This is a genomic window from Roseixanthobacter pseudopolyaromaticivorans, from assembly GCF_043195145.2.
Taxonomy (GTDB): domain Bacteria; phylum Pseudomonadota; class Alphaproteobacteria; order Rhizobiales; family Xanthobacteraceae; genus NCEH01.
Window position 1 is genome coordinate 3,829,866 of the sequence record NZ_CM195539.1, and the last position, 12,967, is coordinate 3,842,832.

13 protein-coding genes are annotated in these 12,967 nt (G+C 67.4%); 6 read left to right on the top strand and 7 right to left on the bottom strand.

Annotated features, from left to right (window positions below; all coding sequences use genetic code 11):
* Nucleotides 1–182 precede the first annotated feature (182 nt).
* The gene (locus V5F68_RS18040; RefSeq protein ID WP_394014374.1) at nt 183–878 is read left to right on the top strand and encodes a VIT1/CCC1 transporter family protein; all 696 of its coding nucleotides are present in this window, start codon (nt 183–185) and stop codon (nt 876–878) included.
* Nucleotides 879–908: 30 nt separating this feature from the next.
* Here the strand turns inward: V5F68_RS18040 and cytX are convergent, their stop codons facing one another.
* The 3 genes from cytX to V5F68_RS18055 form a co-directional block, all read right to left on the bottom strand.
* The gene (gene cytX, locus V5F68_RS18045; RefSeq protein ID WP_394014375.1) at nt 909–2,189 is read right to left on the bottom strand and encodes a putative hydroxymethylpyrimidine transporter CytX; all 1,281 of its coding nucleotides are present in this window, start codon (nt 2,187–2,189) and stop codon (nt 909–911) included.
* Between the two features lie 192 nt (nt 2,190–2,381).
* Complete coding sequence (locus tag V5F68_RS18050) at nt 2,382–3,263, bottom strand: class I SAM-dependent methyltransferase (protein WP_394014376.1); 882 nt, start codon at nt 3,261–3,263, stop codon at nt 2,382–2,384.
* Nucleotides 3,264–3,381: 118 nt separating this feature from the next.
* Complete coding sequence (locus V5F68_RS18055) at nt 3,382–3,915, bottom strand: hypothetical protein (RefSeq protein WP_394014377.1); 534 nt, start codon at nt 3,913–3,915, stop codon at nt 3,382–3,384.
* Nucleotides 3,916–4,238: 323 nt separating this feature from the next.
* Here V5F68_RS18055 and groES point away from each other — a divergent pair, with 323 nt between their 5' ends.
* Together groES and groL are read left to right on the top strand one after the other, a co-directional pair.
* A complete protein-coding gene (groES, locus tag V5F68_RS18060; RefSeq protein ID WP_348844055.1) occupies nt 4,239–4,526 on the top strand; it encodes a co-chaperone GroES in 288 nt (95 codons plus the stop codon).
* A gap of 48 nt (nt 4,527–4,574) precedes the next feature.
* On the top strand, nt 4,575–6,221 hold the full coding sequence (groL, locus tag V5F68_RS18065; RefSeq protein WP_394100459.1) for a chaperonin GroEL: 1,647 nt from the start codon (nt 4,575–4,577) through the stop codon (nt 6,219–6,221).
* A 243-nt stretch (nt 6,222–6,464) separates the two neighbouring features.
* On the opposite strand, the gene V5F68_RS18070 is transcribed toward groL, so the two are convergent.
* Nucleotides 6,465–7,076, bottom strand: coding sequence for an NAD(P)-dependent oxidoreductase (locus tag V5F68_RS18070; RefSeq protein WP_394015780.1), 612 nt, complete (start codon nt 7,074–7,076; stop codon nt 6,465–6,467).
* A gap of 127 nt (nt 7,077–7,203) precedes the next feature.
* Between V5F68_RS18070 and V5F68_RS18075 the strand changes: the two genes are divergently transcribed.
* Nucleotides 7,204–7,596 (top strand): winged helix-turn-helix transcriptional regulator, encoded by a 393-nt coding sequence (locus V5F68_RS18075; RefSeq protein WP_394015779.1) that lies wholly within the window; start codon nt 7,204–7,206, stop codon nt 7,594–7,596.
* 10 nt (nt 7,597–7,606) lie between these two features.
* Here the strand turns inward: V5F68_RS18075 and V5F68_RS18080 are convergent, their stop codons facing one another.
* Nucleotides 7,607–8,731 carry a hypothetical protein gene (locus V5F68_RS18080; RefSeq protein WP_394015777.1) on the bottom strand — a complete coding sequence of 375 codons (1,125 nt, stop codon included), beginning with the start codon at nt 8,729–8,731 and terminating at the stop codon, nt 7,607–7,609.
* A gap of 158 nt (nt 8,732–8,889) precedes the next feature.
* Between V5F68_RS18080 and V5F68_RS18085 the strand changes: the two genes are divergently transcribed.
* On the top strand, nt 8,890–9,588 hold the full coding sequence (locus tag V5F68_RS18085) for a TIGR00266 family protein (protein ID WP_394015776.1): 699 nt from the start codon (nt 8,890–8,892) through the stop codon (nt 9,586–9,588).
* 33 nt (nt 9,589–9,621) lie between these two features.
* On the opposite strand, the gene V5F68_RS18090 is transcribed toward V5F68_RS18085, so the two are convergent.
* Together V5F68_RS18090 and V5F68_RS18095 are read right to left on the bottom strand one after the other, a co-directional pair.
* Complete coding sequence (locus V5F68_RS18090; RefSeq protein ID WP_348844049.1) at nt 9,622–10,551, bottom strand: histone deacetylase family protein; 930 nt, start codon at nt 10,549–10,551, stop codon at nt 9,622–9,624.
* Between the two features lie 279 nt (nt 10,552–10,830).
* Complete coding sequence (locus V5F68_RS18095; RefSeq protein WP_394015775.1) at nt 10,831–11,403, bottom strand: TetR/AcrR family transcriptional regulator; 573 nt, start codon at nt 11,401–11,403, stop codon at nt 10,831–10,833.
* 273 nt (nt 11,404–11,676) lie between these two features.
* Here V5F68_RS18095 and V5F68_RS18100 point away from each other — a divergent pair, with 273 nt between their 5' ends.
* Nucleotides 11,677–12,870, top strand: coding sequence for an HlyD family secretion protein (locus V5F68_RS18100; RefSeq protein ID WP_394015774.1), 1,194 nt, complete (start codon nt 11,677–11,679; stop codon nt 12,868–12,870).
* The last annotated feature ends 97 nt before the right edge of the window (nt 12,871–12,967 follow it).

Here is a 12,967-nt window from a genome sequence, read left to right on the forward strand (position 1 = left end):
GTCGAGACGGCTGGCAGTCGGGGGGCTGCTGGAACGGGTCGCGTCTGCCCGAGCATCACGGATCTCGGGCAGACGGCGATTCGTCCCTCGCCCCAGCCTGCGCCAGAGCCCCGGCTGCGCTCGGACGGTCCTGGGAGGAACCGGCTGATGCCCTTTCCACTCCCACAGGATCGAGGTGCTTCATGGCCAGCCCGCACACGGAAGGTCACCTCATCGACCGCATCGGCTGGCTGCGCGCCGCCGTGCTTGGCGCCAATGACGGCATCGTCTCCACCGCCAGCCTGATCGTCGGCGTCGCGTCCGCCTCGGCCACCCATTCGGACATTCTGGTCGCCGGCGTGGCGGGGCTGGTCGCCGGCGCCATGTCCATGGCGGCGGGCGAATATGTCTCGGTCAGCTCCCAATCGGACACGGAAAAGGCCGACCTCGCGCGCGAGACCGCGGAACTCAAGGCCGATCCGGTCGCCGAGCGGCGCGAGCTGGCGGCCATCTATATCAGCCGCGGGCTTGAACCGGGGCTGGCCCATCAGGTGGCCGAGCAGTTGATGGCGCGCGACCCGCTTGAAGCCCATGCGCGCGACGAACTGGGCATTTCCGAATTCACCACCGCCCGGCCGATCCAGGCCGCGCTCACCTCCGCCGCCTCGTTCGCGGTCGGCGCCATCCTGCCCCTGCTGATGGCGGTGGTGACACCGTCCACGCTTCAGGTGCCCGTGGTGGCGGGCGCTTCGCTGGTGTTTCTTGCCGTGCTGGGCGCCATCGCGGCGAAGGCCGGCGGCGCCGAAGTGATGCGCGCCACGGCCCGCGTCACCTTCTGGGGCGCCATCGCCATGGCCGCCACCGCCGGCATCGGCGCCCTCTTCGGCACCGTAGTCTGAGGCGAAAGCGGCGGGGGTTTACCCCCGCGATCAGGGCATCAGGCGGCGGGCAAGCACGAACAGCACGCCCGCCGTCACCAGCGAGGGCAGAGTCGCGCCGAGGTCTGGCAGCAGGGCGGTCACCGCATGGAAGGTGACGATGCCGATGCCCCAGGCCAGGATGCCGGCGATGTTCCAGCCGCCGGAGAACCAATAGGCGCCGCGCACGCGGGTGATCTCCTCGGCCTCGATGCGGCGCTTGCGCACGATGAAATGGTCCGCCAGCACCACCCCGAACAGCGGCGCGAACACCGAGCCGATCAGCAGCAGGAACCCTTCATACTGCGCGAGCGGCACCAGCAGCGCGATCAGCGTGCACAGCGCGCCGAAGCCGAGCGCGAGATGCGGCACCGCGAGCGGCACCAAGGTGCCGGTGGAGACCGCCGCGGAATGGATGTCGGCAAACGCGTTGTCGGTCTCGTCCAGCAGGATCAGGAGCAGCGCGAAGCCGCCGCCGGCGGTGGCGAGCGCCACCACGATGGTGCCCTCCCCGCCCGACGCGAGGGCATAGGCCGCGCCGAGCCCGTAGAACCAGATATTGGCGACCAGATAGCCGAGCGCGCTGCCCCGGAAGACGCTGCCGGAGGACTTGCCGAAGCGGGTATAATCGGAAATCAGCGGCAGCCAGGACAGCGGCATGGCCACCACGAGGTCGATGGCGCCGCCGAAGCTCATCTCGCCGGTGCCCGGCTTGGCGAAAAGCGCGGCGAGATCGTAATTGGCCATGAGCCGCCAGGTGAGCCACACCGCCGCGCCCAGCAGCAGGTACAGCCCCCAGGCGCGCAGGAAGCGCCGCACGAAGGACACCGGCCCCATCACCGCGATGGTCGTGGCGAGCACGCCGAACAGCAGCGTCCACACGCCCGGCAGCGAGAAGCCGAAGGCCTGCTTGGACAAGGCTTCCGCCGCCTCGCCCATGATGATGATCTCGAATGCGCCCCAGCCCACCAATTGCACCATATTGATGAGCGTCGGCAGGATGGCACCGCGCAAGCCGAGCGTGGGCCGCAGGCTCGCCATGGCCGAGAGCCCGGAATCGGCGCCGATCACCCCCACCGCGGAGAGCAAGACCACCCCGAGCACGGTGCCGGCGACGATCGCGACAAAGGCCGTGCCGAGGCTGAGCGCCGGGACCAGCAGCGCACCCGCCTGGAGCACCAGCAGGCCGATGCCGAGGCTGAACCAGAGGGCGAAGGCATCCGAGCCGGAGAACACCCGCCGGTGGGGGGGCACGGGAGTCAGGGGATCATAGGTGGTCGCGGCGCGTTCCATCGTGTCACTCAAGGTGCTGGCGCGGGCGGCCCGTTCCGAGCGCGGCGCGAAGAAGGGGGCCGCGGCGCCTGAGGCTGTGCGGAGTCCGGACCCATCTAAAGCGGGTTTTCCGCCGAGGGAAGCGGGCATCCGCCGTATTGCAAGATTTCGCCGCGCTTTTCACGGCCCGCACGCAGGAAGGTCAGAAGAGCTCTAATCCAGGTCAAGGTGAACCGGCAGCATCTCCAATTGCTCCCGCAATTCCCGCGCCGTCGCCATCATGAGGCGCATGCGTCTCTTCTGCATGCGGGCGACATCGGTTTCGCGCTCCTGGCTCTGTTCCAGAATGACGAAAAACTCGTGCCCTACGGTGGGGAAGGTGTGCTTGATGCGGAAGTCGAGCGCGCCAAGGGCGTGCAGTTCCTCGATGATCAGCACGAAGCTGCTGGGCGTGAAGCACCAGGCGTGGCAGTCCACATAATCCTCGTTCTCGAGGTCGCTCTGCGGCCGGAACACATTATAGGATTGCCAGATCGGGCATCCCGAGAAGCTCGGCGTGCCCAGCGGCCCGGGGCCCCAGGCCACCCGCCCGTCGCTATTGATCACCGAGGTCTCGTACTCGAACCGGGTGGCGCGGCTGTGCTTGGTGAGCCCGAGCCGATTGGCCTCCAGCCAGCCCGCCGTGGTGCTGAGCGGACGGAAGAAATCGAAGCACCAGCGTTTATCGGGCACCGCGAGCGCAACCACCGCGCCCGGCTTCAGCAGGGCCGCGAGGGAACGCAGGAACGCGATCGGATCGGGAATGTGTTCGATGACGTGGCTGGCGATGCAGGCATCGAACGCCCCGTGATAGACCTTGGGAACGGCATCCACCATCGGCCCGCCCCGCCAGACGAAGTCGACGCGCTCGATGCGCGAGACATCCACGTCCACATGGTTGCGGTATTTCTGCCGCAACTCGTCTTCGCTGGCGTGATCGATGGAATAGGCGTTCCACCCCTCGGCCCGGCTGCATATGGGGCGGAACAACGGCCCGATCTCAAGCACGCGCATGCTCTTGTCGATGCCGTGGAGCAGCTTTTCGGAACGATCCATCTGGCCCTCTGGGGCGCCGCACGCTCGCCCCGGAAGTGCCGGTCGCCGCGGCGCGGCGCGACAGTTCAATAGCTCATATGACGGGCAGCGGCCAACGCCGCCACCCGGACATGCCCGCTCAGCTGCAGCGCACGTAGACCATGGTTCCGTAGCGCTTGGAGATTTCCGGGTCCACCCATTTGAGCACCAGCACCTGGCCGTCCCAGCGCAGGACCTGGCGGTCGCGCTCGCCACCGGCGGGGTCCTCGGGCGGTCCGATGAAGGTGGGGCCGCCGGCGGCCTTGGACACCAGCTCGGTGAGCTTGTTGTCGTCGGCCAGATACATCATCACGCCGCCATTGGGGCCGGCGGTGATGACATAGGGATTGCTGCATTGCGCGCGCGCCTGGGTCTCGGTGCGGGCGGCGTCCTCCGGGCGGTGGAACGCGGCGAGGCCGTAGCGGCCCACCAGGCTGGCGGCGGGAATAGGGCTGGTATATTGCGGCGCCGCCGGGGGGGGCGGTTCGCTCGGGCCGGTCGCGCAGGCGCCAAGACCCAGGCCTCCGATGACGGCCGCGACCATCCCGAGGCGATAGAAAGAGATGCTGGAACGGCGAACAGGGCCGGTGTCGCAGGCATCCCCGGCGACGGACCGAACTGCGGACTGAGACATTCACACACTCCGAGGCGAGAGCTTACTCGAATACGGCAACCCGCATGCGGCACCGCGCCCGTCGGGGAAACGGGGCGAGACGCAACCATAAAGCCTGTTCGTCGCGGCGTCGATGCTTGGTCCAACACACAAATTCGCGTTCGCGCCGCCCCGACACGCTGTTTGAGTCACTTTATGCGGCGATCTCTTACACATTGGTAAGTCTGCCTGCCTTGACGCGCGGGCGGCGGCTCCTTATCTCCGGCCGGGATTGGCACTCCCATCGCGCGAGTGCCAAAGACCGCGAGCCCCCGGCTCGCTCCAATACCAAGAGGATCATGCCCATGTCCTTCCGCCCTTTGCATGACCGCGTGGTCGTGAAGCGCATTGAAGCCGAGCAGAAGACCGCCGGCGGAATCATCATCCCCGATACCGCCAAGGAAAAGCCCCAGGAGGGCGAAGTCGTGGCCGTGGGCCCCGGCGCCCGTGACGAAAGCGGCAAGGTCGTCGCGCTGGACGTGAAGGCGGGCGACCGCGTTCTGTTCGGCAAATGGTCCGGCACCGAAGTGAAGGTGGACGGCCAGGACCTGCTCATCATGAAGGAAAGCGACATCCTCGGCGTCATCGCCTGAAGGTTCGCCCTTTCGCTTCCACAAGATTAGCTATTCAGGAGACGGCACATGGCTGCCAAAGACGTAAAATTTTCCGGCGATGCCCGCGAGAAGATGCTGCGCGGCGTTGATATCCTCGCCAATGCAGTGAAGGTGACGCTCGGCCCCAAGGGTCGGAACGTCGTGATCGAGAAGAGCTTCGGCGCGCCCCGCATCACCAAGGACGGCGTGACCGTCGCCAAGGAAATCGAACTGGAAGACAAGTTCGAGAACCTCGGCGCCCAGCTGGTGCGCGAAGTCGCCTCCAAGACCAATGACCTGGCCGGCGACGGCACCACCACCGCCACCGTGCTCGCCCAGGCGATCGTGAAGGAAGGCGCCAAGTCGGTCGCCGCCGGCATGAACCCGATGGATCTGAAGCGCGGCATCGACCTCGCCGTCGCCGCCGCCATCGCCGACATCAAGGGCCGCGCCAAGAAGGTGTCGTCCTCCGCCGAAGTCGCGCAGGTCGGCACCATTTCCGCCAATGGCGACTCGTCCATCGGCGAGATGATCGCCGGCGCCATGCAGCGCGTCGGCAATGAAGGCGTCATCACGGTCGAGGAAGCCAAGACCGCCGAGACCGAGCTCGAAGTCGTCGAAGGCATGCAGTTCGACCGCGGCTATCTCTCTCCCTATTTCGTCACCAATGCGGAGAAGATGATCGCCGACCTGGAAGATCCCTACATCCTGATCTTCGAGAAGAAGCTCTCCGGTCTGCAGCCGATCCTGCCCGTGCTCGAAGCCGTCGTTCAGTCCGGCAAGCCGCTGGTGATCGTGGCCGAGGACGTGGAAGGCGAGGCGCTCGCCACCCTGGTGGTGAACAAGCTGCGCGGCGGCCTCAAGGTCGCGGCCGTGAAGGCCCCCGGCTTCGGCGATCGCCGCAAGGCCATGCTGGAGGATATCGCCATCCTCACCGGCGGCCAGGTGATCTCGGAAGACCTCGGCATCAAGCTTGAGAACGTGACGCTGGCCCAGCTCGGCCGCGCCAAGAAGGTCATCCTCGAGAAGGAAAAGACCACGATCGTGGACGGCATCGGCGAGAAGGCCGATATCGAAGCCCGCGTGAACCAGATCAAGGCGCAGATCGAGGAAACCTCCTCGGACTACGACCGCGAGAAGCTCCAGGAGCGTCTGGCCAAGCTGGCGGGCGGCGTCGCGGTCATCCGCGTCGGCGGCTCCACGGAAGTGGAAGTGAAGGAGAAGAAGGACCGCGTCGACGACGCCCTGAACGCCACCCGCGCTGCGGTGGAAGAAGGCATCGTGCCGGGCGGCGGCATCGCCCTCCTGCGCGCCAAGAAGGCCGTCGAGGCGCTGACCTCCGACAATTCCGACATCACCGCCGGCATCAAGATCGTGCTGCGCGCGCTTGAAGCCCCGATCCGCCAGATCGCCGAGAATTCCGGCGTGGAAGGCTCGATCGTGGTCGGCAAGGTGCTGGAGTCCAACGACGCCAACTTCGGCTTCAATGCCCAGTCGGAAGAATATGTGGACATGATCCAGGCCGGTATCGTTGATCCCGCGAAGGTCGTGCGCACCGCCCTGCAGGACGCGGCCTCCATCGCCGCCCTGATCGTCACCACCGAAGCCCTCATCGCCGAGCTGCCCAAGAAGGACAGCGGCATGCCCGCCATGCCCGGCGGCGGCATGGGTGGCATGGGCGGCATGGACTTCTGAGGAAGTCCAGCCGACCAAAACCTTGAGGTGGGAAGCCGGCAGTGCCGGCTTCCGGGCGGCATGGACTTCTGAGGACGTCCAGCCGACCAAGTTTAAGGGAGAAGGGCGTGGCGCAAGCCGCGCCCTTTTTCTTTGTCCCGAACGGGTGCGCGCTCCCCGTCTGCCCCTCGCGGAGGGAGCGGGAATGGGGAGGGGGAACAACCGAAGGGGGCTGAGAAGAGTGACGCAAGCGCTCCGCGCCGCTCAATACCCGATCGTAAAGCGCGCCCGCACGTGGCGCGGATGCTCGATCTCATCCACCAGCGCCACCGCAAAATCCTCATAGCTGATGAAGCTGCGGCCGGAGGCCGACGTCAAAAGCGTATCCGTCCCCAGGCGGAAGACACCGGTACGCTCACCGGGCACGAATTCCGCCGAGGGGGAGAGGAAGGTCCACTCCAGCGCATCCTCGCCCTTCAACAGGTCCAGGAAGGCGCCGCCGGCCTTGGCTTCGGCTAGATAGATCGCTGGGAATTCCGGAATGTCATAGAGGGCGACGCCCGGCGCGACCTCCAGGCTGCCGGCGCCACCCACCACGAGATAGCGTCGCACGCCCGCGGCCTTCACGGCCGCGATCAGGGCGCCCGCATCGACATCGGTGAAATGGATCGAGCTCACCACCGCATCGTGCCCCGCCAGCAGCGGCGCCAGGGCCTCGGGGCGGCGCGCATCGCCCGCGATGGCGGTCACGCCCGGGGCGGCGGGAATGCGGGAAGGGTCCCGCGCGATGGCCGTGACCTGATGGCCCCGCGCGGCCAGTTCGTGAAGGATGCGCGAACCCACGGCGCCCGAGGCGCCCACCAGAGCGATTTTCATCTTCGAGTCTCCATTGCCCGGCCAAACCGGGTATCCAATGGAAACTAGATGCGCTAAATGCATCCAAGGCGAAAGAAGGCACTTGGGGGTCATCAGGTTTCCCCGGTGAAACCCAGCGCGAGGGACCATGCTGCACGACCATGTCGAGGGAAATCCGTTTCAAGCCGACTGCCCCACGCGCCGCATCCTCGACCGCATCGCCGACAAGTGGACGGTGCTCATCCTCAGCATCGTCGCCGCGCGGCCGACCCGCTTCAACGCCTTGCGCCGGCAGGTGGAAGGACTCTCGCAGAAAGTGCTCTCGCAGACCCTGAAGAGCCTGGAGCGCGACGGCCTCGTCACCCGCAGCGCCTTCGCCACCGTGCCGGTGACGGTGGAATATGCCATCACCCCGCTCGGCGCGTCGCTGGCGGAAACCCTCGCGCCGCTCGCCCGCTGGGCGACCGCCCATATGGACGAGATCGCCAGCGCCCAGGCCGCGTTCGATCAGCGCGGCGCGGCACCGGGCGACCCCGCCTGAAGCGACACCCTTACCGGGCTTGCCGCGGCCGGTAGCCCACATAGCCGCCGTCGGCGTCGTACAGATAATCGAAGCCGTTGAGGAAGCGCAGGCTGGTGTTAACGAATGTGCGCTCGCCCCGCTGCACCAGCACCACGCCGAGCGGCGCCAGCGGGTTCTCAACGTCGCCCACCGTGAAGCTGTAGGCCGCGCCGGCGCCGTCGGTGCCGAGCTTAACCGAAAGCGTGGCGCCGGCGGGCAGGCCCGGCTTTCCCCGCGCGTCGCGCGTCACCTGCCCCTGCTGCTGGGCCGGCGGCAAGGTGACGTACATGACGGAAACGCCGGTATCCACCAGCGCCGTGCCGCACGCCTGCGGCATGCGCCCGTTCAGCGACAGGCAGGCGGGCGCCGCCGCCCAATCGGCGAATGCCGTGCTGCGGGCAAGCTTGGTGAAGGTGAAGCCGGCGGCCGCCTCCCCCGTCAGCCCCACCTGCACGCCGCGCTTGGTCACCACATAGCCGCGCCGCACCGCGCCGGGCTTTGCGGCGTCCCCCATGTCCTCGACGGTGAGAAACGGGTTGCGGTCCGGCGCGCTCTGCGCCTGATGATCGCCCTGCCGTGCAAAGCCGACGCCCAGCATGGCGATGCCGCCCGGATTCTGGCGCGGCTGGCACTTGCGGGCGTGCTTGAGGCATTCCACGCGCGTCACCGCGAGCACTGCGATGGGACGGGTCGTCACTTGGGCGCCCTGCGTTCCGCTGATCTGGACCGGCGTCACGACCCAGGTGCCGCTCATGATGCGGCCCGAGCTGGTATAGGTCAGCTGCCCCGGCCCGAGGCTGGGCAGGCTGGCGAGGTTGGGAATGGCCCGCGCCGCTACCACGACGCCGGTGGACCCGGTATCCATCACCGCCCGCACCGTCCGCCCGCCGAACGAGAGGCCGAGGGACGGCGGCCGTGTCATCGGTGCGCCGGCAAGCGGCGCGTCGAGATAGGGCAGGAAGGTCGCGGTCTTGTAGGCGGCAAGGTCGGGCGCGTCGGCGGCATGCGCCCCGGCCGGCATCGCCAGGGCTGCCAGAAAAGCGAGCAGGCGCAGGTTGCGCCTTTCGCGGGGGCGCGGCACGGGCGTTGGCGAAACAGACTGGCGGAACCGCATCGGCGAAGCTCCCTCGCACGCTCCGAGGCTACCCCGGCCGGTCCGCGGGCACGAGCGCGGAGCCGACCGGAAGAAGACGATTTTCCCCACGGCAGCGCTTGCCTCGAACGCAGACTTGCCTCTTCCTGCGAGCACGATCAAGGCTTTGGAGCAAGCAAATGCGGACGGAAATCACCGGCTCGACCCTTCCCGTTCTCCAGGTCACCCTTTCCGCAGGCGAAACCCTGATCGCCGAAACCGATCGCTTGTCCTGGATGACCTCCAACGTCGCCCTGCACACCACCACCGCGAGCGGCGGGGCGTCGGGCCTGTTCGGGGCCATCGGGCGGGCGATCTCGGGCGGCGGCCTGTTCATGACCGAGTTCACCGCCCAGGGCGGGGACGCGCTGGTGGCGTTCGCCGCCACCGTTCCGGGCAATATCGTCGAGATCCATGTGGCGCCGGGGCGCGGCTTCCTCATCCATCGCCACGGCTTCCTTGCGGGCGCGCAGGGGCTGGAACTCGCCATGGGGTTCCAACAATCGCTCGGCGCCGGCATCTTCGGCGGCGACGGATTCATCCTGCAACGCCTCACCGGGACGGGCGCGGCATTCGTGGAGCTGGGCGGGGAGATCGTCGCCTACACGCTGGAAGCGGGCCAGCAATTGCTGGTCCATCCCGGCCATGTGGGCATGTTCGAGGAAGGGGTTGGCTTCGAGATCACCACCATCCGCGGCGTGCGCAACATGCTGTTTGGCGGCGACGGGCTGTTCCTGGCCGAGCTGACGGGGCCGGGAAAGGTGTGGCTGCAATCGCTCACACCCTCAAAGCTCGCGCACGTGCTCCAGCCCTATCTGCCGAGCGGCGAGCGGCGGTGAATCCCGGCGGCGCGCCGTATTGCGCCGCTCCCCTCAACCGTGCATCAGCGCCGTGACGTGGGCGGCGGCGGAGGTGGCGAGGCCTTCCAGATCGTAGCCGCCCTCCAGCACCGAAACCAGGCGGCCGCCGGCGCGCTTGTCGGCGATCTCCATCAGGCGCTTGGTGATCCAGGCGAAATCGGTGTCGACCAGGCGCAGCGAGGCCAAAGGGTCGCGCACGTGGGCGTCGAAGCCGGCGGAGATCAGGATCAGCTCGGGGGCGAAATTGTTGAGCCGCGGCAGGATGCGCGTCTCCATGGCTTCCTTGAACTTCACCCCGTCGTCGCCGGAGCGCAGCGGCGCGTTGACGATGGTGTTGGCGGCTCCGGTCTCGCTCACCGCGCCGGAGCCGGGATAAAGCGGCATCTCGTGGGTGGAGCAATACATCACGCTGTCGTCGCCCCAGAAGATCTCCTGCGAGCCATTGCCGTGGTGCACGTCGAAATCGACGATGGCGACGCGCTTCAAGCCGTATTTGGCCTGGGCATGGCGGGCGGCGATGGCCACCTGGTTCAGCAGGCAGAAGCCCATGGGCCGGCGCGTCTCGCAATGGTGGCCGGGCGGGCGCATGGCGACGAAGGCGTTATCCACCTTGCGGTCCATCACTTCGTCCACCGCATAGCAGGCCCCGCCGACGGCGCGCAGCACCGCTTCCCAGCTGCCCGGCGCCATCACGGTGTCGGAATCGATGCGCACCAGCCCGCTCTCGGGCGAAGCGGCGGCGAGGCCGTCCACGAAATCCTCGGGATGGACGCGGATGATGTCCTCCCGCTCGCCGCGCGGCGCGAGTTCGCGCAGCAAGGTGGAGAATTTTTCCTGCTCGAAGATGCGGTCCAGGACTTTCAGGCGGTCCACGCGTTCAGGGTGCCCGGGAGGCGTGACATGGTCGAGGCCGGCGGGGTGCGTGATGAGCAGCGTGGACATTTGGCGTCAGGTCCAAGATTTGTTTCTTCCCTGACATACCATATCCACCGAACCACGGAATGATTTTGAGACGGCTCAAAGGTTGCGTGAAGCGCCTTCCACAGCCGCGCGCCGCCCGCCGCCCAAGCGCCAGGAATAGGGCGGCTGCCCATCGGGCCTGCGGCGCTGGTCCGGGTCCGGCCGCCGGGCGGCACTGGTCGCGAAACGCTTGCATGAACAAGGCGATGCAGGCCGGCGTCGACACCACGTGGGTCGGGGCGAGCCCCTGGGGGCATGGCTTCAACCCGGCTTTCGGCACCCGTCGAGGAACAGCGAAACGCATGTGGCGATGCGCTTGCGGCTCTTGGCGTCGAACACCGGCGCTGCAATGCCGAGGCTGGTGCGGCGCAGCGGTTCGTCGGCCGCCATGCTGAGGAGGATGCTGGCGGCGGTGAACGGATCGTCGAGGGCGATCAAGCCGCGGTCGCACTGGTGCGCCAGCCATTCCGCCAGCGCCTTGGTGGTGTGAAGGCGGCCATGTTCGTAGAATGCGGCAGCGACCTCGGGAAAGCGCTGCGCCTCCGCCATGCTCAGCCGGTTCTGTGCGATCGCCTCGGGCGAGAGCACCAGGCGGGTGAACTCCTCCAGGATCTCGAACAGGGCCTGGGCGATGGGGATATCGTCGGTCTCACCCTCAATGCTCATGGTGAAGGTATCGGCGCGCGCGCGGATGATGCCGCCCAGCAGGTCGGCCTTTCCGCCGAACAGACGATACACGGTCTTCTTGGCGACCCCGGCCGCCTTGGCCACCTCATCGATGGTGGTGTCGGCATAGCCGCGCTCGGCGAAGGAGTGTTCCGCGGCACGGAGCACCAGGCGGGCGGTTTCCGCATCCGGCCGCACCTGGGGGCGGCCCCGGGGACGGCTGCAGGCCGCGCCCTCGTCTGGGCAGCCCGCTGGCGAAGGCGCGACACGATCCGGTCCGACACCCCCGGATCGCGCGGCAGTGGCTTTCGACAAAGATTCAGCTCCTCGCGACTTGAAGCCCAGATTACTTTGGGCATATATAGGAAACGAATTCGTTTCGTAAAGCGTTACACCACCGCGCCACCCAAACGAGGCTCGCGCGGTGAGGAGCAAATCAAAATGACCCGCCAGACCCCCATGTCGGAGCTGAAGGCCGAGCGCCCGGTTCCGCAAGCCGAAGCTCTTCCCGAGCTTGCCGCGCAGGCAAAAAGGACGAGCGTCGATGACGATCCCGACACCGGCACGGCCCCGCCGCGCCGGTCCCGCAAGCGCCTGCTGGCGGGCGTCGCCCTTCTCGCCGTTCTGGCGGGCGGCGGTTATTTTGGCTGGCACTATTGGACCGTCGGGCGGTTCCAGGAATCCACGGACGACGCCTATGTGCAGGCGGACGTGGTGACCGTGGCGCCCAAGGTCGGCGGCTATATCGGCGCCGTCCTGGTGGGCGACAACGAGACCGTGCACAAGGGGCAGGTGCTCGCCCGCATCGACGACCGGGACTATCAGGTGGCGCTCGACCAAGCGCAGGCCGACGTTTCCGGCGCCAAGGCCGACATCGCCAATATCGAGGCCCTGCTGGACCAGCAGAATGCGGTGATCGACGGCGCGCGCGCCACGCTCGATACCGACAAGGCCAACGAGACCTTCGCCGAGCAGGACAGCACCCGCTACAACACCTTGGCCAAGAGCGGCTTCGGCAGCTTGCAGAATGCCCAGCAGGCGACCGCCAAGATCGCCGCTGCCAAGGCCACGGTGCAGAAGGACGAGGCCTCCCTGGTCGCCGCCCAGAAGCAGGTGAACACGCTCAATGCCCAGCTGGACAAGGCCAAGGCGACGCTCGCCCACAACCAGGCTCTGCTCCAGCAGGCGCAGCTGAACCTGAGCTATACCCAGATCGTCGCGCCCGAGGACGGCGTGGTGGGTAACCGCAGCCTGCGGGTCGGCCAGTTCGTCCAGGCCGGCACCCAGCTGATGGCGCTCGTGCCCCTGCAAGGCGCTTATATCATTGCCAATTTCAAGGAAACCCAGCTCACCGACGTGCGCAAGGGCCAGAAGGTCTCCATCGAGGTGGACACGTTCCCCGGCGCGGAAGTGACGGGCCGCGTGGATAGCGTCGCACCCGCCAGCGGGCAGGTGTTCGCGCTTCTGCCGCCGGACAATGCCACCGGCAATTTCACCAAGATCGTCCAACGCATTCCGGTGAAAATCACCATCGATCCGCAGGGCCCGCTGGCCGGCCGGCTGCGCCCCGGCATGTCGGTGGTGCCTACGGTGACGGTGAAGCCGGTGCCGCAGGCGACCGCCGACGCCTCCTGAGGCGCCTGATTTCCGCGCGCGAACAGGCGCGCGTCCCAACCTTGGCGCCGCAAAAGGCGCCGCCGAACCGAGGCGCGCCCGCCGCGCCACTGGACGA

Excerpts from the sequence above, each read along its gene's own strand:
- V5F68_RS18085 (WP_394015776.1), top strand. The coding sequence starts at position 8,890 with ATGCGGACGGAAATCACCGGCTCGACCCTTCCCGTTCTCCAGGTCACC.
- V5F68_RS18070 (WP_394015780.1), bottom strand. The coding sequence starts at position 7,076 with ATGAAAATCGCTCTGGTGGGCGCCTCGGGCGCCGTGGGTTCGCGCATC.
- groL (WP_394100459.1), top strand. The coding sequence starts at position 4,575 with ATGGCTGCCAAAGACGTAAAATTTTCCGGCGATGCCCGCGAGAAGATG.
- V5F68_RS18080 (WP_394015777.1), bottom strand. The coding sequence starts at position 8,731 with ATGCGGTTCCGCCAGTCTGTTTCGCCAACGCCCGTGCCGCGCCCCCGC.
- cytX (WP_394014375.1), bottom strand. The coding sequence starts at position 2,189 with ATGGAACGCGCCGCGACCACCTATGATCCCCTGACTCCCGTGCCCCCC.
- groES (WP_348844055.1), top strand. The coding sequence starts at position 4,239 with ATGTCCTTCCGCCCTTTGCATGACCGCGTGGTCGTGAAGCGCATTGAA.
- V5F68_RS18100 (WP_394015774.1), top strand. The coding sequence starts at position 11,677 with ATGACCCGCCAGACCCCCATGTCGGAGCTGAAGGCCGAGCGCCCGGTT.
- V5F68_RS18075 (WP_394015779.1), top strand. The coding sequence starts at position 7,204 with ATGCTGCACGACCATGTCGAGGGAAATCCGTTTCAAGCCGACTGCCCC.
- V5F68_RS18055 (WP_394014377.1), bottom strand. The coding sequence starts at position 3,915 with ATGTCTCAGTCCGCAGTTCGGTCCGTCGCCGGGGATGCCTGCGACACC.
- V5F68_RS18040 (WP_394014374.1), top strand. The coding sequence starts at position 183 with ATGGCCAGCCCGCACACGGAAGGTCACCTCATCGACCGCATCGGCTGG.
- V5F68_RS18050 (WP_394014376.1), bottom strand. The coding sequence starts at position 3,263 with ATGGATCGTTCCGAAAAGCTGCTCCACGGCATCGACAAGAGCATGCGC.
- V5F68_RS18090 (WP_348844049.1), bottom strand. The coding sequence starts at position 10,551 with ATGTCCACGCTGCTCATCACGCACCCCGCCGGCCTCGACCATGTCACG.